Source organism: Phytohabitans kaempferiae (genome assembly GCF_042433955.1).
Classification (GTDB): domain Bacteria; phylum Actinomycetota; class Actinomycetes; order Mycobacteriales; family Micromonosporaceae; genus Phytohabitans; species Phytohabitans kaempferiae.
Genome location: NZ_JBHLUH010000023.1, coordinates 19,350 through 42,127, shown reverse-complemented (window position 1 = coordinate 42,127; position 22,778 = coordinate 19,350). Strand labels below are relative to the sequence as shown.

At 69.7% G+C, this 22,778-nt stretch carries 20 protein-coding genes and 1 pseudogene; 8 read left to right on the top strand and 13 right to left on the bottom strand.

Annotated elements, in window-relative coordinates; translation table 11 throughout:
• The first annotated feature begins 22 nt into the window (after window positions 1–22).
• From ACFFIA_RS15315 to ACFFIA_RS15280, 8 genes and pseudogenes are all read left to right on the top strand, one after another.
• On the top strand, window positions 23–868 hold the full coding sequence (locus ACFFIA_RS15315; RefSeq protein ID WP_377251373.1) for an ABC transporter ATP-binding protein: 846 nt from the start codon (window positions 23–25) through the stop codon (window positions 866–868).
• A complete protein-coding gene (locus tag ACFFIA_RS15310) occupies window positions 865–2,055 on the top strand; it encodes a thiolase family protein (RefSeq protein ID WP_377251371.1) in 1,191 nt (396 codons plus the stop codon). Before ACFFIA_RS15315 ends, ACFFIA_RS15310 begins: the two co-directional genes overlap by 4 nt.
• Entirely contained in the window at window positions 2,055–2,774 is a 720-nt protein-coding gene (pcaH, locus tag ACFFIA_RS15305) for a protocatechuate 3,4-dioxygenase subunit beta (protein WP_377251369.1), read from the top strand. The genes ACFFIA_RS15310 and pcaH overlap by 1 nt, the downstream gene beginning before the upstream one ends.
• Complete coding sequence (gene pcaG / locus ACFFIA_RS15300) at window positions 2,764–3,318, top strand: protocatechuate 3,4-dioxygenase subunit alpha (protein WP_377251367.1); 555 nt, start codon at window positions 2,764–2,766, stop codon at window positions 3,316–3,318. The genes pcaH and pcaG overlap by 11 nt, the downstream gene beginning before the upstream one ends.
• Window positions 3,311–4,462, top strand: a complete 1,152-nt coding sequence (locus tag ACFFIA_RS15295; RefSeq protein ID WP_377251365.1) for a lyase family protein — start codon at window positions 3,311–3,313, stop codon at window positions 4,460–4,462. Before pcaG ends, ACFFIA_RS15295 begins: the two co-directional genes overlap by 8 nt.
• On the top strand, window positions 4,446–5,207 hold the full coding sequence (gene pcaD / locus ACFFIA_RS15290) for a 3-oxoadipate enol-lactonase (protein WP_377251363.1): 762 nt from the start codon (window positions 4,446–4,448) through the stop codon (window positions 5,205–5,207). The genes ACFFIA_RS15295 and pcaD overlap by 17 nt, the downstream gene beginning before the upstream one ends.
• Window positions 5,207–5,587 (top strand): 4-carboxymuconolactone decarboxylase, encoded by a 381-nt coding sequence (gene pcaC, locus ACFFIA_RS15285; protein ID WP_377251361.1) that lies wholly within the window; start codon window positions 5,207–5,209, stop codon window positions 5,585–5,587. Before pcaD ends, pcaC begins: the two co-directional genes overlap by 1 nt.
• 174 nt (window positions 5,588–5,761) lie before the next feature.
• A pseudogene (locus ACFFIA_RS15280) lies at window positions 5,762–6,650 on the top strand (FAD-dependent monooxygenase); the annotation flags it as partial.
• 69 nt (window positions 6,651–6,719) lie between these two features.
• Here ACFFIA_RS15280 and ACFFIA_RS15275 read toward each other — a convergent pair.
• The 13 genes from ACFFIA_RS15275 to ACFFIA_RS15215 all read right to left on the bottom strand — a co-directional run bounded on the left by ACFFIA_RS15275 (window position 6,720) and on the right by ACFFIA_RS15215 (window position 22,760).
• On the bottom strand, window positions 6,720–6,872 hold the full coding sequence (locus ACFFIA_RS15275; RefSeq protein WP_377251359.1) for a hypothetical protein: 153 nt from the start codon (window positions 6,870–6,872) through the stop codon (window positions 6,720–6,722).
• 171 nt (window positions 6,873–7,043) lie between these two features.
• Window positions 7,044–8,036 carry a ThuA domain-containing protein gene (locus ACFFIA_RS15270; RefSeq protein ID WP_377251357.1) on the bottom strand — a complete coding sequence of 331 codons (993 nt, stop codon included), beginning with the start codon at window positions 8,034–8,036 and terminating at the stop codon, window positions 7,044–7,046.
• Window positions 8,036–10,171 carry an outer membrane protein assembly factor BamB family protein gene (locus ACFFIA_RS15265; RefSeq protein ID WP_377251355.1) on the bottom strand — a complete coding sequence of 712 codons (2,136 nt, stop codon included), beginning with the start codon at window positions 10,169–10,171 and terminating at the stop codon, window positions 8,036–8,038. The genes ACFFIA_RS15270 and ACFFIA_RS15265 overlap by 1 nt, the downstream gene beginning before the upstream one ends.
• 153 nt (window positions 10,172–10,324) lie before the next feature.
• Window positions 10,325–11,407 (bottom strand): sugar phosphate isomerase/epimerase family protein, encoded by a 1,083-nt coding sequence (locus tag ACFFIA_RS15260; RefSeq protein WP_377251353.1) that lies wholly within the window; start codon window positions 11,405–11,407, stop codon window positions 10,325–10,327.
• A gap of 1,088 nt (window positions 11,408–12,495) precedes the next feature.
• Window positions 12,496–14,544, bottom strand: a complete 2,049-nt coding sequence (locus ACFFIA_RS15255; RefSeq protein WP_377251351.1) for a LysM peptidoglycan-binding domain-containing protein — start codon at window positions 14,542–14,544, stop codon at window positions 12,496–12,498.
• Between the two features lie 526 nt (window positions 14,545–15,070).
• Window positions 15,071–17,452 carry an AfsR/SARP family transcriptional regulator gene (locus ACFFIA_RS15250; protein WP_377251349.1) on the bottom strand — a complete coding sequence of 794 codons (2,382 nt, stop codon included), beginning with the start codon at window positions 17,450–17,452 and terminating at the stop codon, window positions 15,071–15,073.
• A gap of 69 nt (window positions 17,453–17,521) precedes the next feature.
• Complete coding sequence (locus tag ACFFIA_RS15245) at window positions 17,522–17,848, bottom strand: hypothetical protein (RefSeq protein WP_377251347.1); 327 nt, start codon at window positions 17,846–17,848, stop codon at window positions 17,522–17,524.
• On the bottom strand, window positions 17,845–18,165 hold the full coding sequence (locus ACFFIA_RS15240; protein ID WP_377251345.1) for a hypothetical protein: 321 nt from the start codon (window positions 18,163–18,165) through the stop codon (window positions 17,845–17,847). Before ACFFIA_RS15240 ends, ACFFIA_RS15245 begins: the two co-directional genes overlap by 4 nt.
• Window positions 18,166–18,200: 35 nt before the next feature.
• Window positions 18,201–19,307: an Hsp70 family protein gene (locus ACFFIA_RS15235; protein ID WP_377251343.1), complete on the bottom strand. Its 1,107-nt coding sequence runs from the start codon at window positions 19,305–19,307 to the stop codon at window positions 18,201–18,203.
• A gap of 624 nt (window positions 19,308–19,931) precedes the next feature.
• Window positions 19,932–20,531, bottom strand: a complete 600-nt coding sequence (locus tag ACFFIA_RS15230) for a class I SAM-dependent methyltransferase (protein ID WP_377251341.1) — start codon at window positions 20,529–20,531, stop codon at window positions 19,932–19,934.
• Complete coding sequence (locus tag ACFFIA_RS15225) at window positions 20,528–21,130, bottom strand: methyltransferase domain-containing protein (RefSeq protein WP_377251339.1); 603 nt, start codon at window positions 21,128–21,130, stop codon at window positions 20,528–20,530. The genes ACFFIA_RS15230 and ACFFIA_RS15225 overlap by 4 nt, the downstream gene beginning before the upstream one ends.
• Before the next feature lie 500 nt (window positions 21,131–21,630).
• Window positions 21,631–21,822: a hypothetical protein gene (locus ACFFIA_RS15220; protein WP_377251337.1), complete on the bottom strand. Its 192-nt coding sequence runs from the start codon at window positions 21,820–21,822 to the stop codon at window positions 21,631–21,633.
• 29 nt (window positions 21,823–21,851) lie between these two features.
• Window positions 21,852–22,760, bottom strand: coding sequence for a helix-turn-helix domain-containing protein (locus ACFFIA_RS15215; protein WP_377251335.1), 909 nt, complete (start codon window positions 22,758–22,760; stop codon window positions 21,852–21,854).
• Between the last annotated feature and the right edge of the window lie 18 nt (window positions 22,761–22,778).

Here is a 22,778-nt window from a genome sequence, read left to right as displayed (position 1 = left end):
GCACTGCCAGGAAAGGAAAACCATGCTTGACGTTCGAGGATTACAGAAGGTCTACGAGGGCCGCGAACGCCGGGTAGAGGCGGTGCGGGACCTCACCTTCTCGCTTGAGGCCGGTGAGCTCGCCTGCCTGGTCGGTCCCTCCGGCTGCGGCAAGACGACCCTCCTGAAGTGCGTCGCCGGACTTCTCGCCCCCACCTCTGGCGAGGTCCGGCTGAACGGCCGTCCGGTGGACGGACCGCCGCCGGGCATGGCGGTGGTGTTCCAGGAGTACGGTCGCAGCCTCTTTGCCTGGATGAACGTATACGACAACGTGGAGCTGCCGCTGCGGCAGAAGCGCATGCCCAAGGCGCGCCGCCGGGAACTCGTACACGACGCCCTGGCCGCCGTCGGGCTCGCCGACGCGCACCGTGCGTATCCATGGCAACTGTCCGGCGGGATGCAGCAACGGGTGGCGATCGCCCGGGCCGTCGCGTACGAGCCCAGCGTGCTGCTCATGGACGAGCCGTTCGCGGCGGTCGACGCCCAGACGCGCGCCGACCTGGAGGACCTGATCCGGGACCTGTGGCACAAGCTGCGGGTAACGGTCCTGTTCATCACACACGACATCGACGAGGCGGTCTACCTCGGGCAGCGGGTGCTGATCCTGTCCTCCTCGCCGACCGTGGTACAGGAGCAGCTCACGATCGACCTGCCGGACGAGCGCGATCAGCTGACCACCCGGGCCGACCCGCGCTTCACCAGCCTGCGTACCCACGTCTACGAGCAGATCCAGGCCGCCAAGCGCAACGCCGGCACACCGCAGGAGGAGGCGCCGGAGGTCGCGGGGTCCGACGACACCCGTCCGGACCTCGATCGGACGCCGGCATGAGCGCGACCGACGTCTACGTGCTCGACGCCGTCCGTACCCCGATCGGCCGGTACGGTGGAGCACTTGCCGGCTGCCGACCGGACGACCTCGCCGCCGGGGTGCTGTGCGACCTGCTGGCCAGGCATCCGGACCTGGACCCCGCCGGGGTCGACGACGTGCTGCTCGGCTGCGCCAACGGGGCGGGCGAGGACAACCGCAACGTCGCCCGGATGGCGGCGCTGCTCGCCGGGCTGCCGCCGCAGGTGCCGGGAGCGACGGTCAACCGGCTCTGTGGCTCCGGTCTCCAGGCCGTGATGGACGGTGCCCGGGCGATCGTGGCCGGTGACGCCCACCTGGTGATAGCCGGCGGCGTCGAGTCCATGAGCCGCGCGCCCTGGGTGTTGCCCAAGCCAGAGACCCCCTACCCGCGTGGACACCACACCGCCTACTCGACCACCCTCGGCTGGCGGATGGTCAACCCGCTGATGCCGGAGCAGTGGACGATCGCACTCGGCGAGAGTGCGGAGATCCTGGCCGAGAAGTACGACATCTCGCGGGAGGCACAGGACTCCTTCGCGCTCCGCAGCCACCAGCGTGCTGCCGCCGCGTGGACCGCCGGTCGGCTCACCGACCAGGTCGTACCCGTCGCCGGGGTTCCGCTGGAGTCCGACGAGTCGATCCGGCCGGAGACCTCGCTGGCCGCCCTAGCACGGTTGCGTACCTCGTTCCGGCCGGACGGCACGGTCACCGCCGGCAACTCGTCGCCCCTCAACGACGGAGCCGCAGCGATCCTCCTGGGCGGCGAGGAGGGCGCCCGACGCGTCGGCGCGCGACCGTTGGCCAGGATCGTGTCCCGGGCAGTCGCCGGCGTGGAGCCGCACCTGTTCGGTATCGGTCCGGTGCCTGCGTCGCGAACAGCTCTGGCCCGGGCCGGCATCGCCTGGTCCGACCTGGTCGACGTGGAGCTGAACGAGGCGTTCGCCGCCCAGTCGTTGGCCTGTCTGGCCCAGTGGCCGGAACTCGATCCCGAACTGGTCAACCCGGACGGCGGGGCGATCGCCGTCGGCCACCCACTGGGTGCCTCGGGTGCCCGCATTCTCGGCGCCCTGGCATGGCGGCTGCATCGTCGTGGCGGCGGCTACGGCCTCGCAACCATCTGCATCGGTGTCGGTCAGGGTCTCGCCGTCGTCCTGGAAGGAATCGGCTGATGAGCCCATTGGAGTTGCCCTCGTACGAGCGTCCCCGCGGCCTGCACCCGCCGCTGGCCAGTCCCGGCTACGGATCCACCCTCTTGCGGGCACCGACCCAGCCACTGGTGCTGCTCCCCCACAACCTGACCGAGGTGACCGGCCCGCTGCTGGGCGAGGGCCGGGTGACCGAGACGGACGCCGATCTCACCGCGGCTGCCGGCGGGGAGCCGCAGGGCCAGCGGATCATCGTGCAGGGCCGGGTGCTCGACGGCGAGGGCCGACCGGTGCCGCACACCCTCGTGGAAATCTGGCAGGCGAACGCGGCCGGACGCTACCGACACGCCCGGGACACCTGGTCGGCGCCGCTGGATCCGCACTTCACCGGAGTAGGTCGGGCGCTCACAGACAAGGCGGGCCGCTACCGTTTCGTCACCATCCGGCCGGGTGCCTACCCGTGGGGCAACCACCACAACGCGTGGCGACCGGCGCACATCCACCTCTCGCTCTTCGGCCGGGCGTTTACCCAGCGGCTCGTCACCCAGATGTACTTCCCGGACGACCCGCTGATCCCGCTCGACCCTATCGCCAACTCGATCCCCGACGAAAAGGCCCGGCAGCGGCTGATCTGCCGGTTCGACCTGGACGCAACCGTGCCGCACTGGGCCCTCGCCTACGAGTTCGACGTCGTGCTGCGCGGCCGCTCGGCGACGCCGATGGAGGAACCGCATGAGGACTGAGCTGACCGCGTCCCAGACCGTCGGTCCGTTCCTGCACATCGGTCTGCCCTGGCCCGACGGGCCGGACGTGGTGCCGGCAGAGACGGCCGGAGCGATCGTGATCAGCGGACGGATCGTCGACGGTGACGGTGCGCCGGTGCCGGACGCCCTGGTCGAGACGTGGCAGGCGGACCAGGACGGCAGGTTCGCGCATCCCGACGACCCGCGTGGAGCGGTGTACGGCTTCCGGGGATTCGGCCGCTGCCCCACCGACGAGAACGGCGTCTACCGGATCCGCACGGTCAAACCCGGGCCGCTGCCCACTCCGGACGGTGGGACCGAGGCGCCGCACATCAACCTCTCCATCTTCGGCCGAGGTCTGCTCGACCGTCTGGTCACCCGGCTGTACTTCCCCGACGAACCGGCCAACGCCACCGATCCGGTGCTCACGACTCTGCCCGATCCGGCCCGCCGGGCCACCCTGGTCGCAGTCGCCGCCGACGACGGATACGTTTTCGACATCCGGCTCCGGGGCGAGCCCGAGACCGTATTCTTCGATGTTTGACACCCTGTTCTCTACGCCGGCGGCAATCTCGGCCACCGACTCCCATGCCTGGCTCCGGGAGATGCTCCGCGTCGAGGCCGCGCTGGCTCGGGCCGGGGCGGCCGCCGGGCTGATCCCGCCCGATCGCGCCGCCGAGATCGAGGCCGCCTGCCTACCGGAGCGGTTCGACGCCGCCGACCTGAGCCGGCAGGCGGTCGCCTCGGCCTCGCCGGTCGTGCCCCTGGTGGCGGAGTTGAGGGCCCGGGTGCCGGAACCGACCCGCCGCCTAGTGCATCTCGGCGCTACCAGCCAGGACGTCATGGACACCACGCTGGTGTTGGTCTCCCGCCGGTGCCTCGTCCCGCTCCTCGACGACCTGTGGGCGCTCGGCGACCGGCTCGCCGAACTCGCCGACCGGCACCGTGACACGGTCCAGATCGGCCGAACGCTGCTCCAGCAGGCAGTGCCGACCAGTTTCGGCCTGGTCTGCGCGGGCTGGCTGGCCGGGGTGGCGGAGGCCGCGAGCGGGCTCGCCCGGGCACGCGATCGGCTGCCCCTCCAGTACGGCGGTGCGGTCGGTGCCCATGACGCGCTCGGGGCGCACGGTCCTCGGATGGCCACCGCGCTCGGCGAGATCCTGGGGCTGCCGGTGCCGGCCCTGCCCTGGCACACCCGGCGCGGACCCGTCGTCGACCTCGGTACCGCGCTCGGAGCGGTCTGCGGCGCGCTCGCCACCATAGCCACCGGCGTCGTCCTACTCGCGCAGAACGAGGTGGCCGAGGTGACCGAGGGGGCACCCGGCGGCTCCTCGGCGATGCCGCACAAGCGGAACCCCGCCCTCTGCACGCTGGTCATCGCCTGCGCACACCAGGCGCCGGGCGCGGTCGCCACCATCCTGGCGAGCCAACCGGTCGAGTTGCAGCGCTCCGCCGGCCGCTGGCAGGCCGAGTGGCCGTCCGTCACCTCGCTGCTGCGGCTGACCGCGGCGGCGGCCCGGCACGCCCGGACCGCCGCAGACTCGCTGCGTGTCGACGCCGCGCGGATGCGCGCCACCGTGGCCGGGCAGGCGAGCGGGACACAGACCACCGACCCGCCCGGCGTACCGGAAGCGGCCGGGCAGCTCATCGACCACGCGCTGGAGGCGTACCGTGCCGCTCGCCCATGAGGTGACCGGGCCTGCCGACGCTCCCGTGCTCGTCCTCGGCGGCTCGCTCGGCACCACCCGGGCGATGTGGCGTCCCCAGGTCATCGCGTTGTCCCAGCGGATGCGGGTGGTGACCTTCGACCACCGCGGGCACGGCCGCTCACCCACCCCACCCGGGTCGATCGGAATCGCCGACCTGGGCGCCGACGTGGTGGAACTCCTCGATCACCTCGACCTGGACCGCGTGCACTACGCCGGTCTCTCGCTCGGCGGCATGGTCGGCATGTGGCTGGCCGCGCACCGGCCGAAGCGAATCGCCCGGCTCGCGTTGCTCTGCACGGCCGCGTATCTGCCGCCCGCCGACGCCTGGCTGGCCCGGGCCGCCCAGGTCCGGGCACACGGCACGGCAAGCCTGACCGACATCCTGCTCGGCCGGTGGTTCACCGCCGGCTTCGCCGACCGTCACCCCGAGGTGGTGGCGCCACTCGTCGCGGACCTGGCCGCAGGCGAGAGCCAGGGGTACGCGGCCTGCTGCGAGGCCATCGCCGCCATGGACCTGCGACCGCTGCTGCCGGACATCACCGCCCCCACTCTGGTGGTAGCCGGCGCGGACGACCCGGCCACCCCGCCCCGCGACGCCCGCGTCATCGCCGACGCCGTGCCCGGAGCACGGCTGGCGATCCTGGACCGCGCAGCGCACCTGGCCAACATCGAGCGACCGGCACGGGTGACCGCGCTGCTGGCCGAGCACTTTCTGGAGGAGTGATGGACAAACGCCACGCGCAGGGGATGGCGGTCCGACGGGAGGTGCTCGGCGACGCCCACGTCGACCGGGCCGTCGCCGAGACCGACGGGTTCACCGCTGACTTCCAGGACCTGATCACGCGGTACGCCTGGGGCGAGATCTGGACCCGACCGGGCCTGGACCGCCGTACCCGTAGCTGCATCACGCTGACCGCGCTGGTCGCCCACGGCCATCTCGGCGAACTGGCGATGCACATCCGGGCGGCGCTGCGCAACGGCCTCGCCCCCGAGGAGATCAAGGAGGTGTTGCTGCAGTGCGCCGTCTACTGCGGTGTGCCGGCCGCGAACGCGGCGTACGGCGTCGCGGCGCGCGTATTGCGTGAAGAGGCCGGCGCCGGCTAGCCCGGCGAGATCAGGACGGCCGGCTGCCGCCCGGGCCCGTCTCCCCGGTGCTGCGCTTTTGCAGGACGTCAGCCCTCGGAGAGGAGGACAGGTGCATACCCAGGTCGCGATCGTGGAGGCAGGCCCACCGGACTTCTACTGTCCCACCTGCTGCACCCTCAGGGCATCGACTCGGTGGTGGTGGAGCGCCGCAGCCACGAGTACGTCGAGCAGCGGGTTCGCGCCGGCGTGCTGGAGCAGAGCACCGTCGACCTGCTGCGCGAGATCAGGCTGGCCCGCCGGCTGGACCGCGAGGACCTGCCGCATCACTGCATCACACTGCTCTTCGACGGCGTCGCGCATCGCATCCCAATGAGCGACCTGACCGGCGGACGGGCCATCACCGCCTACGGACAGCAGCACGTCGCCCGGGACCTGACCGAGACGCGGCTCGCCTCCGGCGGCGAGGTGTACTTCGAGGCCGACGAGGTGACCGTGCTGGACGTTGGAGAGCCCGACACCACGCTCCGGTTCACCAACAACGGGCGGTTGACGGAACTGAAGTGCGACTTCGTCGCCGGTTGCGACGGCTTCCACGGAATCGCGCGTGGCCTGCTGCCGCGTCGGCACGATTCCTGCAGGGCGAGTACCCGTTCGGCTGGCTCGGCATTCTCGCCGCTTGCCCCGCCCGCCGCCGACGAGCTGACCTACGCGTACCACGAGCGGGGGTTTCGCGCTGGCCAGCCTCCGGTCGCCGATGATCAACCGGCTCTATCTCCAGGTCGATCCGACCGAGAACGCCGCCGAGTGGCCGGACCAGCGCATCTGGGACGAACTCGGCACCCGGATCGGGGCACGGCGACCGGAGGATCAACGAGGGGCCGATCCCGGAGAAGTCCAACGTGCCAATGCGGAGCTTCGTGTGCGGGCCATGCGGCACGGCCGGTTGTTTCTCGCGGGGGACGCCGCGCACATCGTGCCGCTGACCGGGGCCAAGGACCTCAACCTCAAGGTCCACGACAACCTCGAACCGCTCCACGACGTGCATGTGCTGACCGGCGTGATGGCCCACTGGTACCGCACCAGCAACGCGACCGGGCTCGACGAGTACTCGGCCACCTGCCTGCGCCGGACCTCGCGGGTGCAGCTTCTCCTAATGGATGACATCGATGCCGCACCGCTTCCGCAGCATGACGCGTTCGAGCAGCAGTTGCAGCGCGCGCCGTTGAAGCACATCGTCTCCTCGCCGACTGCGGCGACCAACCTCGCCGAGAACTACGTCGGATTGCCCCTGCAGCTGAGCCACCGCGGCCATTATCACTCCGTCTCGTCTGAGGTCCAGGCCCTGGCCCGGCTGGCTAATCGGCAAGCCGAGGGGACGGGACGGTGCGGGTCGTCAGCGGTGCGGTCGTCGCACCGACAGCGGAAAGGGCGTGGGGCCGGCACTCGTACGGGTGCCGGCCCCACGCCCGTCAGATCAACGGCAGAAGGGCTTAGCGCCCATGGTGCTGAGGATGCCGTTGACGACGTGCTCCTTGAAGAACGTGTCGCCGGCCAACGGGGTGTCGTTCCAGGCGGCGCTGTCGTGCCCGAGGCTGGTCACCCAGGACCGTCCGCCGTCGTAGTACTGGCACCAGGAGACCGGGTGGAACTTGCCGTGACCCGGGTGCCCGTTGCTGCCCTTCGTGCCGCGCAGCATGGTCTTCTCCTCGACGGCGGCGAGGAACCGCACGTGGCTGGGGAAAGGCTCCAGGTTGTACCACTCGTCCTTGAAGTTGAAGCTGCGCGGCAGGGTCTTCGTCGACTCGTCCTTCTTGTTGAGTACGACCACCTCACCCTCTTGGTGCGGGCCGTGGTCGTAGAAGTGGGTACCGCCGAGCAGCCCTTGGAACCACGGCCAGTGGTACATGGCGCCGAGGGTGTTGTGGATGCCGACGAAGCCGCCGCCGGAGCGGATGTACTGCATCAGCGCCGTCTGCGCCGCATCGTCGAGGATGGTTCGCGAGTTGCTGAGGAAGATGACAGCGTCGTAGCTGCGCAGCCGGGCCGGAGAATTCAGCTGGGTGACGTCCTCGGTCCAGTCCACGCTGAAGCCGTACTCCTGGCCCCACTGGACCACCGCGCTCTGCGCGACGTGGGCCGCGGTCAGCGGCGGGTTCATCCCTGGGCCGAGCAGCGGACCGAGGTGGGCGTGCCGGGAGGTGCCGGTGGCGGTGTAGACCAGCACCCGCCGCTGGCCGTCGTTGCGAAACACGGTGTCCCAGTCGTTGTAGCAGGACGGGTCGGTGCCCCGGCACACGCCGTAGTCAGCGATCCCGTCGTCGTAGCGGGCGACCCCGCCCTTGTCGGAGGCGGCGCCGCTCTGCAGGCCGATCGTCACGGCGAGCGTGGCGGCCGTCGCCGCTGCCAGCGTGGCCAGGCCGAACCGCTTCCAACTCCGGGACGAAACCCCACTGCCTGTCGCGCGCATCAGTAGACCTCGATCTTTCCAGTGGGACGTGGGTCGAACGTGTCGTTGAAGAAGTACTCGCCCTTCTTGCGGAACGTGTACCGGAAGGACTCGCCGGGCTGCAGGGTCCGATTGAACAACCCCTCAAAGAACTGGGTCGCGCCGCGCGGATTCTGGTTGTCGGCGGGGTTGACGAAGGTGACCGTGGTGCCGACCGGCACCCGCAGGTGAGTGGGGGCGACGGCGGCGTCGCTGGTCGACTCGACAGTGCCGACCTGACCGGTGGCGACGTTGTAGGTGCGGCCGAGCACCACGGTGTTGTTGACCACCGAGCCTTCGACCGGTCCACCCCCGGAGACCGCGCGCCGTACATCCGGGGGCTGTGGCGCGGGTGCCGGCGGAACCTTTCCGCCAATCTTGAAGGCCCAGAGGAAGTCCCCGCGCGGTGCGCTGTTGCCGAAGGGCAGGGAGGTGCCGCCGGCGAAGACGGCCAGGTACTGCTCACCGTTCGCCTCGTACATGATCGGGCTACTGCTGATCGCCGCCCCGGTCTGGAAACGCCAAACCTCTCGGCCGTTGTGGACGTCCAGGCAGAGCAAAAAGCCGTCGGGCTGCCCGATGAACATCAGGTCGGACTCGGTGGTGAGGATGCCGTTGCCGTGTGCCATCGCGTACGGCATCCGCCGCCGCCAGCGGACCTTGTTGCTGCTCGGGTCGACCGCGACGATCCCGCCGGTCATGTACTGGCCGGGTGGGCGCAGACCCACCGAGCCGGTGCCGACCCGGGCGTGGGCTGACGAGACATACCCGTAAGCGGTGTAGACCAGGCCGGTGCGGTGGCTGAACGACTGGTGGTTCCAGTCGGCGGCGCCGCCGGTGCCGGGAATGGACAGGATCGGCTCGTCCCAATGTGGGGTGTAGAGCGGACCGTGGGTGTAGTTCGGTACCGCGCGGTTCGGCTCGCCCGGGATGGCGGTGCCGAGCGGCTGGTCCACCAGTTCGGTCGCCATCCACGGGCCCTGGGCCGGGATCGGCTGCGTGGGCCACGTCTTCTGCCGTGGCTCCTGAGGTACCGGGGTCTCGATGATGCCCAGCGGCGCCGAGCCGTCGGTGCGGTCGAGGATGTAGTACATGCCGGTCTTGCTGCCGTAGATGACCAGCTTGCGCTTGCGACCCTTGATCTTCGCGTCGACCAGGACCGGGGCCATCACGTTGTCCATGTCCCAAATGTCGTGGTGCACCGACTGGAAGTGCCAGCGGTACTGCCCGGTCTTGATGTCCAGGGCCACGATCGAATTGGCGAACAGGTTGAGCCCGCCGCGGTCGGAGCCGTCCTGCGCGCCGTTGCGGCCCCGCGCGTTGCCGAACGTCCAGTAGACGAGCCCGAGTTCGGGGTCTACGGCCGGGTGCATCCACGGGGTCGCGCCACCCACCAGGTAGCTGTCGCCCTCCCATGTGTCACTGCCGAACTCCCCCGGCTCGGGGGTACCCCAGAAGTGCCAGAGCTTCTCCCCGTCGCTGGCGCGCACGGCCAGCGCGGCGCCGCGCGTTCCGTCGTTGGTGCCGATGTGCAGGACGCCGTCGTGGTAGGTGACGGCGACCTTCTCCACGTTGCCGTAACCGCTGAACTGCCGGTCCCAGACGACCTCGCCGGTCCGCTGGTCCAACGCGATGACCCGGTTGGTGCGTCCCTGGGTGAAGACCAGACCCTCGCCGACCGCCACGCCCCGGCGGACCAGCGTTCCGCCGGTCTGGGTGTACTTCCACTTGGTGGCGCCGGTGGCGCCGTCAACGGCGAAGACGTTGCCGAGGGCCGATTCGATGAACAGCACACCGCCGACCGCGACGGCGGTGCTCTGGCTGTTGCCCGAGGCCAGGCCGTCCTCGATGCGGTTGAACCAGGCGCCACCGAGACGCTTGGCGTTGCCCCGGTGGATCCCGTCCAGCCGGGTGAAGTTCTGGTTGCCCAGGTTCCCGCCGACCTTGGGGAAGTCGGCGTCGCCGGGGGTATCAAAGCGGGCGAGCGCGGCGGCCGGTTCCCGCCGCTTCGGCTTTCCGCCTGCGGTGGCTCCGGTGGCGATCGTCGGGGCGACAATTGCGCCGACGGCAACGGCCGACGCCCCGCGAATAAGTGACCGGCGATCGATCTGTGACACGTGTTACCCCATTTCTGGCCGCGAACGACCATCGGCCCCAGAAAAGGTGGGGACGGCTCGGAAAAGGGTGTCCCCTGCCCTGCCGGCAATCGGATCGGCGCGGCGGATCAGCGGGGAGAGGCGGCGGGGGACGGGGGGGTTCCCGCGAACTGGTCAGTGCTGTTCCGTGGCGGTCCAGCCGGCTTCCGACGCGGCGGCCTGGTACACGGAGAGTTCGGTGGCGATGGTGCCGAGCATCTGGGCTCGGGACAGGGTGAACGACGGGGTGTCCGCCCAGAAGGTGGTGTTCAGGTTGACGCCCTGGTGGACGTACTCGATCTGGGCCTCGCAGGGCCCGGAGAAGCCGCCGTCGTGCAGGACGCGGAAGAAGTCGACCCAGGGCACGAAGCCCTGGCCGGCGGGAACCCAGCCGGCGCGGACGGCGCCGTTCGCCGCCCGGGTCACCGTGGAGTCCTTCAGGCCGACGCCGCGCACCCTCGGAAAGGCTGTACGCAGGTTGGTCTGCCAGGAACCGACTGCACCCTCGGCGACCAGGTGACCAATGTCGAAATTGATCGCGAGGGCGTCGGGATCGATGGTGTCCAGTAGGTGGAGCAGGTCCCAGACGGAGGAGCCCACCCGCCCGCCGGAGAATGTGTGGTAGATCCCGGTCATGCCGAGCCGCCGGCTCAGCACGGCCAGCGAGCGGACCTCCTTGCGTAGGTCCTCAAGCTGGGCAAGGACGGTGTCGCCGTAGGCGTCGGCGTCCCACCGATAGCTGAAGCTGCCCCAGCGGTAGTAGCGGATGCCCTGGTCAGCCGCAGTGGTGAGGACCTCGTCGGCGTACTCGGACGACCGGCTGGTGAATCCGGTGGTGATGTGCGCGCAGCGCACACCCGTGCTCCGCACGCCACGCAGCATGGGGGCCAGGTTCCGCCGGACCGCCGCGGGTTCGACGTGACCACCGGGACGGACCGTCAGATCGACGGCGGCGTACCCCATCTCGGCAGCGGCCTCACCCACAAGCACACCAGTCTCGTAGGGGTACTGGTGGGCGTATGCCTGAGTTGTGAGCCACTGCAGGTGGCGAGAGAAAATCGTCCAGGTGATCTGAGGTGGGCGGCGGGTGGGACCGCCCGGCCGGGAGGCCGGGGCGCCCTTGGGCGCGGCGGAAGCAGGTGACGCGATCGCCGCCAGCGGGGCGAGAGCGAGAAGCCCGGAGGAGCTGGCGCCGTAGAGGAAGTTGCGACGTCTCATCCACATCTCCTGGTGTTCGCATAGCGAACGATCGTACGTATTGCGCCGAGCGTATAACCGTGTTTCGGGCGTGTCAATATCCAGTGAACGAGTTGCCAAGACCGCGACTCGGGGCCGCTGAACTCGGAAAATGAGCCGACTCGACGTGGCTGTCCCGCGTGTCGGACGCGGGTGAACGGCACCGACCGCGCGGCTGCACGCCACCTGCACGACACAGCCACCCAGCAGGCGTGACCGGCCAGCGTGCGTGCACTTCACCGCCGTGCCGGCGACGGTGGTGCCCCGCCCCGCCGGCCTAGCAAATGTTCGTCGATGTTCTTCCAGGGTCCACTGGAGTGACCGTCACCCATGACAAGTGGTCGGCGCGGAAGCTCGTACCGGTGCCGCGGAGCTATGCGCGATACCTCTCAAGAAGGCGCAGCCACAGCTGTTAGCCGGCCCAGGTTAGGGCGGATACGGAGACCCAGGAGATCGCCGACAGCTCATCGAACGTGCAGTGGGTCTTCGGTTAGTTGTTGGATGGCGGTGTAGGTGTTTGGGGCCAGGTCTTCGGCGACCTCGGCGCCACGGGCTTGGATGAGGTTGGTGAGGAGAACGCGTAGCTCGGCGAGCCTGCCTTGGGCGTGGGCAACGCGCATGGCGTCGATCCAGGTGCGGTCGTCGCCGCGGTTGGGATCTGCGGTCCAGGCGCGTTCGATTGCCCATCGAGCGGTGGGGATGTCGCCGGTTTCGAGGCTGAGGTCGGCGAGTTCGTGGACGGTGTCGATGATCGCTGATGTCAGGGTGACTGGCTGGATGTCGCTGTTGGGTAGCCAGCTGTACGGGACGCGTTGTCCGGTGAGGTACGAGGAGCTTGCGCTGGTGAGCGGTTCGCCGCGGACGAGTTCGAGGGCGCGTCGTAGGTCGCTTACCCGTTCGGGTCCGGTGTGGGTCTCGCTGCGGGTGCGGAGTCGTTGGAACAGGTCCCAGTCGGTGAGGATCCCGGGTCGGAGGCGGTAGACGCGGTTGTTGCCGGGCGGTAGCCACGGCTGGCCGGCGGCGTCGCGTCCGAGCCAGCGGCGGACTTTGCTGAGTGCGACCCTGCGGGTTCAGGGGTTGACCTGTTGCTGCGGCCAGAGGTTGTCGTCGATTTGCTCGCCTGTCGCGCCGCGTTCTCCGCGTTGGGCGACGTAGACGATGATCTCGGAGTAGAAGCGCCTCCGTTCGTCTGGTGGCTCGCCTGGCGCTTGGACGTGTACGGGGCCGAGGATCGCGATGCGGGGCCGGTGCGGTTCTGGGCTGTACCAGTCGTTCAGGTCGGCTTCGAGATCTGGTTCGCTCTGGCCGCTTCTCGTGACAGTGGTGCGGTTTTCCCCGGCGAACGCGTCTGGTGGGAGCAGCGCTCGCGGTGGCACCACAGTCTGGTCCGGGACGGGCCGCGACGGGCCTGTGTCGACCGGCGCGGGTGGCGGTGCCTCGATGGCGAGGAGTGGACTGTCGCTGTCGTGGCCGGAAGCCGGCCTTTGGCTGCCGGTTGTGGTCTGGTCTTCGGGGTCCGTGGTGTTTGGTCGCGTGTCAGTACGGACCCTGTTGAAGAGGGCTGCCATCCCGGCGAGCTGAGTGGCTGGTAGTCGGCTTGCGGTGAGGTCGTCTGCGTCGAGCCAGTCGATCGTCAGGGTGCCGTCCGATGCGACCGTGACCTGCCAGGTGGTGGGTATGGCGGCGGACGCCACGACGGTTACCGCGCGTCCGTCTGCGCTTGCGAGGTATTGGCTGAGGACGCGAAGGGCGTCTTCGTTTCCGGCGGGGTCGGCGATCAGCAGGACGTGAGGCTTGCCGGTGTCGCCGCCGCGGACACGCCTGGCGCAGGTGGTTCCCTCATCGCTGTCTTGTGTTGCGACGGCGTTCTTTCCGGCATCGTCGTGGGCTTGGGCGATGGCGGCCGCGACGGAGCCGGCGGTGGTGATACGGGAGCCGCCGAGTGCTGCGATGTGTTCGGCGTCCGCGGCATCGAAGCCGGCCAGGACGATCTCCATGTCGTCGCTCCATTGGTTGGTGACGAGTTCGGCGGCCAGGTAGCGCAGTAGGTCGGTGCCACGTTCGCGGTCGCCGTTGATGGCCAGGACGCCGGTGCGTTCGAGGTCGATGAGCAGGTGGCCGTCGTTGTTGGCGGCGACGGTGGCCAGGGCCGGTAGCGGGGCGGGGCCGTCGCTGGGGCCGAGGCTGGCCTGTCGTGGGAGCGACCAGGTCGTGCCTGTGCTGTCGGCGATGAAGGGGGCCGGGGCCGCTGGGGTTGGTTGGGCCAGGACGAGGTTGATGTCGCCGTGGGTGACCCAGACGGCGACGATGTCGGGCATCGCTGTGTCTTCGCGGTGCCGCAGCGTCGGCGGCAGTGCCCGCAGCGCCCGGTCGATGCGTTCGACGTCCAGGGTGCCGGCGCTCTGGATTGCCGCACTGGTGGGCGGCGGCTGGGGGCGAGCGCGGTTGGGGCGGGGGCGGCGGCGTTGGTGAAGCCGGTACCGGATGAGTGCTGCCAGCACGGTGGCGTTGACCAGCACGGCGGTGACCGCGAGGAGTTCGTCGGCGCCGATGCTGCCGCCGCGTTCGGGTGGCCGGGGTACGGATTCGGTCGCGGGCGGGCCTTCGGGCTGGACCGGGTGCGGCGGACGGGTGGGTGGGCTGGTCGTCTCCGTCTTTGGCGTTGGTGGTCGGCTGGCGGCGTCGGCTGCTGCCGTGGTGGTGCCTTTGGCGTGTGGGCGGGTTCCGCGGTCGCGTGCCTCTGCGGGGAGGCGCAGCTGTTGGCCGGGTTCGATGTGGTCGGGGAAGCGGGGGTCGGCTCGTTCAAGTTGGGCGTTGAGCTTGGCGATCTCGTCATACCGTTGCGGGTCTCCCAGGAAGCGGCCGGCGATGGCCCACAGCCAGTCGGACTCGGCCACCGTGTAGAAGCCATGCGCCCGGGCGCCTGTACCGGCCGTCCCGTCGGCAGACTGCTCCTCGGGATGGTCGACTACCTCGGGGGCGACGAAGCTTGCCGCGCTCAGGCGGTCGGCTGCGGGCTGGCCGGTCGCGGGTTCCGCGCCGGCCGCCGCTGGTGGCGCCGCTGCGGCGACACCGCTGGCGGTGGTGGCGGCGGTCGCTCCGAGGACGGCGGCGGCCATGGCTTGCACCGGCCGGGGCATCGCCAGGCGTGGCAGCCGGAGCCGGCGTACGAGTTGGCCGTACAGGTACACGACGACCGAGCCGGCGAAGACCGCCCACATCAGCCAGGCGACGATCGCGGCGGCGGCTTTGATGGTGGTGAACGTGAGCGGCTCCGCGATCCAGGCGACTACCTGGTTGCGGTGCGGTGGCGTCGTGGGCAGCGGAAAGCCGGCCATCGGGATCAACACCGCCGGTGGTACGGCAAGCAGCAGCCCGTACCCGGCCAGGGATCCAACCGAGGTAATCGCACGCCGCATCCGGTCCCTCCCCTGGTTCGCCCCCGGAGCGGGATTCGCCGGTATCCGGCTACGCCGCCGCGGTGGCTACGTCGGTGACACCGGTGACGCTAGGAGCAGCGGTGCGTTGCCCCAGCGGGGTGTGAGATCGCCTTTCTGACCCGAATCTCACACGAGCCTTGCACCGCAGCTCAGCGCCCTTCTCGCAGCGGACTCGGCCACCCCGCGCGGTCCGTAGCGGGTTGGCTCAGGCGGGCTGGGCGCTGCGTACCGGGTAGGCGATCGGCGATGTCTGGAGGCCGGCGGCGGCCAGGTGCCGCGCGTGGTGGACGGCCAGGGCGTTGGCGGCGGCGTGGTCGCCGGCCGCGCGCAGGGCGGCGACGGCCCGCTGATGTAGGTGTTCGTTGATCGGGTCGACACGGACGGCGGCGGACAGCAGCGACGCCGCCTGGTCCGGGTGCGCGGCGACGAGTTCGGTGTAGGCGTCGAGCACGTCGCGGCGGGTCGCCTCTCGGTGGGCGGTGAGCCACGGCCAGTCCCACCCGGCGGCTAGCTCACCGGTGAACGTCTCGACGATCCCCCACAGCGCCGGCTCCCGGTCGGCTGGTCCGCGTGCTTTCGTCGCTGCCCGTACCAGCGTACGCAGTCGCCACAGGTCGACGTCCACGTGGGCGGTGTCGAGCTGGTAGCGGCCGTTGACGCGTTGGATGACGTCGCGGCCGCCGCCGGCGTCGTCGAGCGTCCGGCGTAGTTCGCTCACGGCGGTGTGGAGGCTGCCAGCCGCGGTGTGGGCCCGTAGGTGCGGCCAGATCGCCGCGGTGATCTGGGCCGACGTCGCCCCGCCGGCGTGGATGGCCAGGAACACCAGGATCTGGGTACCCGCGGTGCGCCGGATCGCCACCGGCATCCCACCACAATGGACGACCGGTGCTCCGAGCACCGTGATCTGCACCTGCCGGCTCCCGGCGTCCGCAGGCCCGCCGTCGGCGGTGGGCGCGGCCGCACGCACCGCCGCAGTGGCTGATGGGACAGCGTCAGGGCTCGCACGGCGAGCAGGCGCGGGACCGCTCGGGTCCGGCTCCTCGGCCACCGCCCGGTACAAGGCCAGCAGGTCGGTGGCCGCGGCGGCGGTCAGCACGCACAGCCGCCGGCTGGCCGTGTCCTGCGTGGGCTGGGTTCGGCCTGTCTCGTCGACGTGCCAGGTCGCCGCGATGGTCCATTCGCCGAGCAGGACCCCGGCCGCGCCGCGCTGGTGCCCGAGCCCGAGCAGAACGGCCAGGCGACGTGCCAGGCCGACGTCGGTTGGGGCGGTTGCCAGGAAGGTGACCGGCTCGGCCGGTGCTTGCTGTGTGGACGCACCTGACGATTGCACGCCTGTCTCAAGCAGTGCCTGTTCCAGCAGGCCGATTGCCCCCTCCAGGTCGTCCGCGATGTCGAGCCCGGGGGTTCGCGCGAACTGCTGGATTGTCGGCGAGCCGAGCAACAGCTGTAGGTCCGGCGCCGTGGTGATGACTCTGGTGCCGGCCTTGCCCGGTAGGAGTTGGGCGGCGAGGATGCCGCGCGCCGCGTCGTGGGCACCGGCACCGGTCAGCCCGACACCGCCGGCCGGCAGGTCCCGCGCCAGCAGCGGCGGCCCGGTCCGCTCCCCAAGGTCGGCCGCCGGTATCGGACGCGTGGGAAGACTGTCGTCCCCGCCGGTATTCCTGGTGGACGGTGACGGCTGTTGCCGCGCGGTCTGGATGGCCAGGACACTGTCCGGCCTGGACAGCAGGTCCGGGTCCGACCGGGACGACTCCTCCAACACACCCGGCAGGTACAGGCGGCGCCGGCGTGACCACACCCACGTCGCCGCGCCCGCGACAGCGTCGGCCACCGGCGCGGGAAGCCACCCGCCATCGGGCAGCGTCACCCCACCGCCCACCTCGACGCCGTGCGAGCCTCGCTCCTCCCCCGCCGGCGCGGTCGTCTGACCGGCGGACGGGGACGCCGCAGGCATCGCCGTCCCGGGAGTCTCCTCGAGCGCGGCGACCACGGCGACATCCGCCGCCGGTGCGGCACTGTGGCCGGCCGAGGTGGTCGCGGTGACCGCGGCGGCCCCGAGCACACCACCAGCCAGCGCCCGCAGCGGAGACGGCAGCGACAGCGGCGGCAGCCACCGCGCCTTCGATCCCAACCGGGATACGACCTCGGCAGCCACCGCATACACCAAGGCGAGCCAGAACAACCACCCGATGATCGCGGTCCCGGCGACGATGGTGGACCAGGTGAGCGGCTCAGCCACCCACTGCCGCACCTCCTGGTCTGTCGGCCATCGCGAAGGCATCCCCGCCCACCACAGCAACCCGGCCGGCATCCCCACCAGCAACACAACCAGCCCGGTCACGGACCGCAACGCCCGCGCCGCGTCGCGCACCCAACCACCAAAGTGGACCATCGCCGCGTACGTCAGCAGGACCCACACGATCCAGCCGGCGACCGCCGCCGCGTCCGCCTCGCCCGCGAGCAACCGTCGCGGCCACTGCCCGAGCCCGGACCAACTGTCGGGCAGCGGCCACCCCTGCCACCACAGCAACACCGCTGGCGGGCCGACCAACCAGGCCACCAGGCCGACCGTCCACACGCGCCTCACGACGCCTGCCCGCCGAAGAGCCAGATGGTGGCCACGCTTGGTTGGGACGAGCGCCGAGCGACGGACTGGTCAGCCATCGGGCTGCCAGTCCAGCGGCCGACGCTCGACCAGGTGCCACAACCGTTGCAGCCACCACACCATTACCGCCAACACGTAGATGACCCCGAGAACGCCGGTCGTGTCGATACTGGTGATCAGCGCGGTGGCGGCGCCAAGCGGCGCGGCCACCACGATCCGGTAAGCCAACGGCTGCGCCACCACCAGCGCGGCACCCACCCCGATCAGCAGACCCCCGAACCGCTCCACGCCCCGCGTGAAATCCGCACTGTAAAGCACATGCCAGTGCGAATACTCGATGATGATCATGCCCAGCGCCGCCACGGCCGCGGAACTCATCGGAAACCGCAACCACGCCACCCGGCCGTCGGCCGTCTACCCCAGCGGGCCACCGCCACAGCCGCCACCACCACGACCAACGCCAGCGGCAGCAGCGGCACCAGCGTCCACTTCAGAAACGGCGCCGGTGGCGCCACGATGTACTCCGCCGCACCCACCGCGTAAAGGCCCGCGACCGCCAACCCCATCACCAAAGCGGCCAGCAGCCCGCCACCGATCTCGACACCCTCCGACCCTCCGCCGGTACGCATCCCCACGTTCGCCGGCAGCACCGAAGCCAGCAACGCCGCCGCACACAGGCAGGCCACCAACGCCAAGCAACCCGCCATCGCCAACTCACCCCAGTTGACCTTCAGCGAGAAATCCCCCGGGCCGAACCCCCGCACCCCGGGCGGTAGAACTGGTACCGATACACCGAGTTCTCCTCGCCGCCGTTGCGAGCCTTCGTCGACAGAAAGTCGACCATCAACGCCACCGACGCCAGCGCCGGCACCCCCAAGGCCGCGAACCGGCGAAACGCCGGCACCCCCGTCCCGCCACTGGCTGCCCCGCCGCCAGCAACCGCCTCGCCGACGATGCCGACCTGGGCCGCGCCCCGCACCGCGGCCGTACCCGGCTCGGCCACCACCAACGGCGCACGCCCAACCGCCTCACCAACAACCTGCGCCGCCAACGGCATCGTCGCGCCCCCACCCGCGAGCACCACCGCCGAAACCTGATCCAAAGACAACTCGGCCGCGTCCACCGCCTCAACCGTCAGCTTCGCCGCACGCTCCAACACCGGCCTGGCCACCGCCTCCACCTGACCAGCTGTCAACACCATCGGCCCATACGGCGCCGGCCGCTCCACCACCACCGTGGCAAACGCCGACGCACTCTCCTTACCCGCCCGCGCCGCCGCCAGCATCTGCCACCGCACACCACCCGCCGACGCACCCACCACCTCGCGGCCCGGCAGGTACCCGTTCAAACTCGCGACAACAAGATCGTCGACCCGATGCCCTCCGGCCTCCGGATCCTCCAACGTAGACAAAACCTCCAGCCCCGACGGCCCACGCCGCAACACCGTCACCTCAGCACCCGCACCCAGATCACACACCACCAGGTACGCCCCAACCGGGAACTGCTCACCAGCAGCCAACAGGTGCTCCACAACCGCGACCGGCGCAACCACCAAAGAGACCTCCGCCAAACCAGCCCGCCGAGCCGCCTGCCGCAACCAGGTACACCGCCGCGGACCCCAAGACGCCGGCACCACCAACCGCACATCCCGAACCGCACTACCAACGACCCGCGACGCCTCCCCCACCACGCGACGCAACGTCGCCGCGACGAGATCCACCGCAGGCACGTGAATACCGGCCAGCAAAACCCGGTCCTCGCCCACCCGACTGAGCGGGAACGGCTCAAACCCATCAGGGGCAATCGCTGCCGCCCGCCACGCCTGCTCCCCCGTCACGATCGACCTGTCCGACGACACGTGAACCGCACTCGACAACCAAGGCCGCCCATCCCACTGCAACGGCAGCCACCCACCACCCGACCACGCCACCCCAGCAACCGCAGTCACCCGGCCGCAATCGACAGCGAGCACTACCTCCCCAGGCCGCATAGACCACAGTCATACCACCAGCAATGACCCACCGTCACCCCACCGACGCAATTCACAGATCATCACCATCCTCGATGGATGACTCTCCCGAGGCCACGAGTACTCCTCGCAACGTCGGCCCGATCCACGATCACACCCCATCGGCCTCCTTCAGGAACCGGGAAGGATCGGGCATACCGTCGGATCCCGCCAGTGTCCATCCCCGGCGTGGTGTTGGCCGAGGTGCTGGGAGCATCCCCGCGTGCGCGGGGAGCACGGCGAACATGGCGCCAATCAGGGCCAGGACCAGGGACCATCCCCGCGTGCGCGGGGAGCACGCAACCGTTGGTGCGTTCAACCAATACCGCAAGGGACCATCCCCGCGTGCGCGGGGAGCACCTTCTTGACCTGGGACTTTACGGCCCGCCAGCCAAGATTTCATTCACTTTCTCCGGCTGGCGACGAAACGTCAGACGGTTGACAATCACCGGATCAGAACCGAACGCCGAGGCTAACGTCGGGCTTGACGATGACCTTGCCAACCTGATCGCCTGGCATAGGCGTGCCGGTTGGGTAGGCGACAAGGTGCGGGTCTGCGGTGCGGTCCTGATCCCAGGCTGCGATCTGCTCAACGATATTCGCGGCGAGCTCGTAGCCGGCAGGGCCATGTCCGATCGCGCCGAGCTGCCATCGTCCCGAGGTCCCGGTACGGCGGATCGTGAAGTAGGCCAACGAGTCACCATCCACGAGAGCAGGGCTGCGGGAGGCGATCGCCGGTGTACACAGCCCAGTCGCGACCGCTTTCTGACCGGCTTGGATCCGGGCGGTGCCGTCGTGTACCGCGGCGAGGTGTAGCCAGACGCGGTCGAAGGGTTCCTCGGCGTGGACGGTGGCATCAGCCCACACGGTGGTCTTGTCACGTTCGAGGACGCCTTGCAGTGCCTCGACGTCTACCGGCTGGTCAACGTCGTAGTGGATGGTGACCCAGCCGTCGGGGTCGATCGTGGCGTTGCGTTCGCCGGGCTGGCCGAGCATGGGGACGAAGCCGCAGAGGAAGACCCAGTCGGATTCGAAGTGGTCACCGCGCTTCACGAACGCGACCGCGCGGGTCGTGCCGCGCCAGCGTAGTGGCAGGACGAGCCGACCGCCGGGCAGGAGTTGGTCCACCATGCCGGTGGGATGTCCCAGGCGCCCACGGTGACGATGATCCGGTCGTACGGCCCATGCTCGGCCGCACCGAACGCGCCGTCGCCGGTAATCATGGCGACGTCCTGGTAGCCGGTGTTGTCGAGGTTGCGGCGTGCGGCCGCGGTCACGTCGGCGTTGATGTCGATCGTGGTGACCGTGCCGGCGGCCTCGGTCAGGGTGGCCAGGAGGGCGGCGTTGTAGCCGGTGCCGGCACCGATCTCAAGAACTCGGTGACCCGGCTGGACGTCGAGGGCGTTGAGCATCGCGGCGACGACGGTAGGCCCGGACGCGCAGCTGAGGTGGGTGCCGTCGGGGAAGGTGTGGGTGATGACCGCCTGCTCGTCGTACGCGTCGCCGACCGAGGCATCCGGGACGAAGCGGTGACGCTCGACCTGTCGCAGGGCGGCCGCGACCGCGGGCGCGATTTGGTGTCCGGCGAGAATGCGGTCGACCATACGGGCGCGCAGGGCCTCGGGACTGGTGTCGGTGGCGGTGTCGTTCATCGGTTCGTTGACCTTCTCTGAGTTCGGCGAGGTGTCGTCAGCTGACCAGCAGGAAGGTGTCCCATCGCGGCTGGCCAACAGACGGGCTGATGTCGAGGAGCCCACGCCGGTTGCGCCTTCTAGGAGGCCGTCGCCGATGGGTGGACGCTGGCCCTTCAGATGTTGGCGCATCGGTCCTGTAGCAGCGGCCGCCGTAGTGGCTAGATCACTGTTGCCGTGTCGGCGGCGACAGCCCGAACCGCCGTAACCCTGACCATTCAACCTGTGTAGCAAGTCACTCCGGACCATCCCCGCGCCCTCGGCATTACCGGTAACGCTTAGCAACGGTCTTCACGCCCAGCATGAACACGCCGTTGTCAGACTTACGTTCCTGTAACGAATCGGCGAGAGTGGTGTAGGCGGGCCGTCGGCGCTACTGCCCACCCGAACCGCGTACCAGCGGCCGGGCGGGCAGCAGGTCGAGCCTCATCCACCGTTAGCGTCTGCGTCGAGGCTGGTGGCTACCGGTTCGGCGGTTCTGTGGTGTGGGTGAGGCCGGCGAGGAAGGCGCGGTAGTCGCCGAACAGTAGTTCGGCGAGGTCTTCGCACTGGCTGGGGTCGATGGTGATGGCGTGTTTGTCGGCGTAGGCGGCGATACGCTGCGCGCCGACCGTGACGGCTGTCCGTGATGCTTCGGTGTCGAAGGGGATCATTTTCATGGGGGTGTCCAATCTGTTGGGGTTCAGGCTGCGCGTGTGTCGCTGTTACTGGTGACAGGTGTGGGGTCGGCGAGGGTGGCGATCAGGGCGGACGACTCGGTTGGGCTCAACGCGACCTCGCGGAGTTTGTCGAACGCGTCCCTGTAGCGTTTGGCGGCTGCGGCTTCGAGGATGAGGCGGCCGTCGAGGTGATGTACCAGGGCGACTGGTGGGTAGGGGCGTTGCATCTCGCACAGGGTGAAGGCGCCGTCGATACCCGCGTGCCAGCCGACCCGGGTCGGTACGATCCGAACCTTGATGTGGGGCCGCAGTTGGGTCAGCCGGGTCAGGTGCTGTAGCTGTTGGCTCAGCACGGCCTGCCCGCCCACTGGGCGGTAGAGCACAGGTTCCTCGATCAGGATATCCAGCCGGGTGGCTGGCTTCTTGTCCTCCAAGGTTTGCTGCTTGTCGATCTGCCGGCGCACAAGCTTGTCGACCAGCATCGGCTGCTGCACGCTGCGGGCGAGGACCGCTTCGGTGTAGTCGCGGGTTTGGACCACCTCCGGGATCGTCAGGTTGGCGTAGACGCACAACTCCACGGCCCGCTGCTGTACCCACCAGTCGTCGATGACCACCTCGCCGCCGCTGGGGTCGGGTTGCTGGTGGTCGGTGGGTTGCCAAAGGTTGACCCTCCACGCCTCCTGCGCCAACTCAACCAGGTGGACGCGTGCGGCGTCGTCGTACACGCCGTACACGTCCAGCAAGGCGATCACGTGGTCGCGGCGGAACGGCCACTCGGCCCGTTCGTACCGCGCGAGCGTGGAGAACTCCACGCCGAGGTAGGCGGCGATGTACTTCAGTGTCAGCCCGCGGTCCTCCCGCAGTTGTCGCATCCGGTCCCCGAGCACCTGGGACCGAACGGTTTGCACGAACTGCTTTCGCTCGGTTGGCATCGTGCGACACCTTCTCCT

What these genes read in the sequence shown, in the direction of transcription:
- ACFFIA_RS15255 (WP_377251351.1), bottom strand. Translation starts at nt 14,544, where the DNA reads ATGGCCGCCGCCGTCCTCGGAGCGACCGCCGCCACCACCGCCAGCGGT.
- ACFFIA_RS15215 (WP_377251335.1), bottom strand. Translation starts at nt 22,760, where the DNA reads ATGCCAACCGAGCGAAAGCAGTTCGTGCAAACCGTTCGGTCCCAGGTG.
- ACFFIA_RS15220 (WP_377251337.1), bottom strand. Translation starts at nt 21,822, where the DNA reads ATGATCCCCTTCGACACCGAAGCATCACGGACAGCCGTCACGGTCGGC.
- ACFFIA_RS15315 (WP_377251373.1), top strand. Translation starts at nt 23, where the DNA reads ATGCTTGACGTTCGAGGATTACAGAAGGTCTACGAGGGCCGCGAACGC.
- ACFFIA_RS15295 (WP_377251365.1), top strand. Translation starts at nt 3,311, where the DNA reads ATGTTTGACACCCTGTTCTCTACGCCGGCGGCAATCTCGGCCACCGAC.
- ACFFIA_RS15260 (WP_377251353.1), bottom strand. Translation starts at nt 11,407, where the DNA reads ATGAGACGTCGCAACTTCCTCTACGGCGCCAGCTCCTCCGGGCTTCTC.
- pcaH (WP_377251369.1), top strand. Translation starts at nt 2,055, where the DNA reads ATGAGCCCATTGGAGTTGCCCTCGTACGAGCGTCCCCGCGGCCTGCAC.
- ACFFIA_RS15245 (WP_377251347.1), bottom strand. Translation starts at nt 17,848, where the DNA reads ATGAGTTCCGCGGCCGTGGCGGCGCTGGGCATGATCATCATCGAGTAT.
- ACFFIA_RS15270 (WP_377251357.1), bottom strand. Translation starts at nt 8,036, where the DNA reads ATGCGCGCGACAGGCAGTGGGGTTTCGTCCCGGAGTTGGAAGCGGTTC.
- pcaG (WP_377251367.1), top strand. Translation starts at nt 2,764, where the DNA reads ATGAGGACTGAGCTGACCGCGTCCCAGACCGTCGGTCCGTTCCTGCAC.
- pcaC (WP_377251361.1), top strand. Translation starts at nt 5,207, where the DNA reads ATGGACAAACGCCACGCGCAGGGGATGGCGGTCCGACGGGAGGTGCTC.
- ACFFIA_RS15310 (WP_377251371.1), top strand. Translation starts at nt 865, where the DNA reads ATGAGCGCGACCGACGTCTACGTGCTCGACGCCGTCCGTACCCCGATC.
- ACFFIA_RS15225 (WP_377251339.1), bottom strand. Translation starts at nt 21,130, where the DNA reads ATGAACGACACCGCCACCGACACCAGTCCCGAGGCCCTGCGCGCCCGT.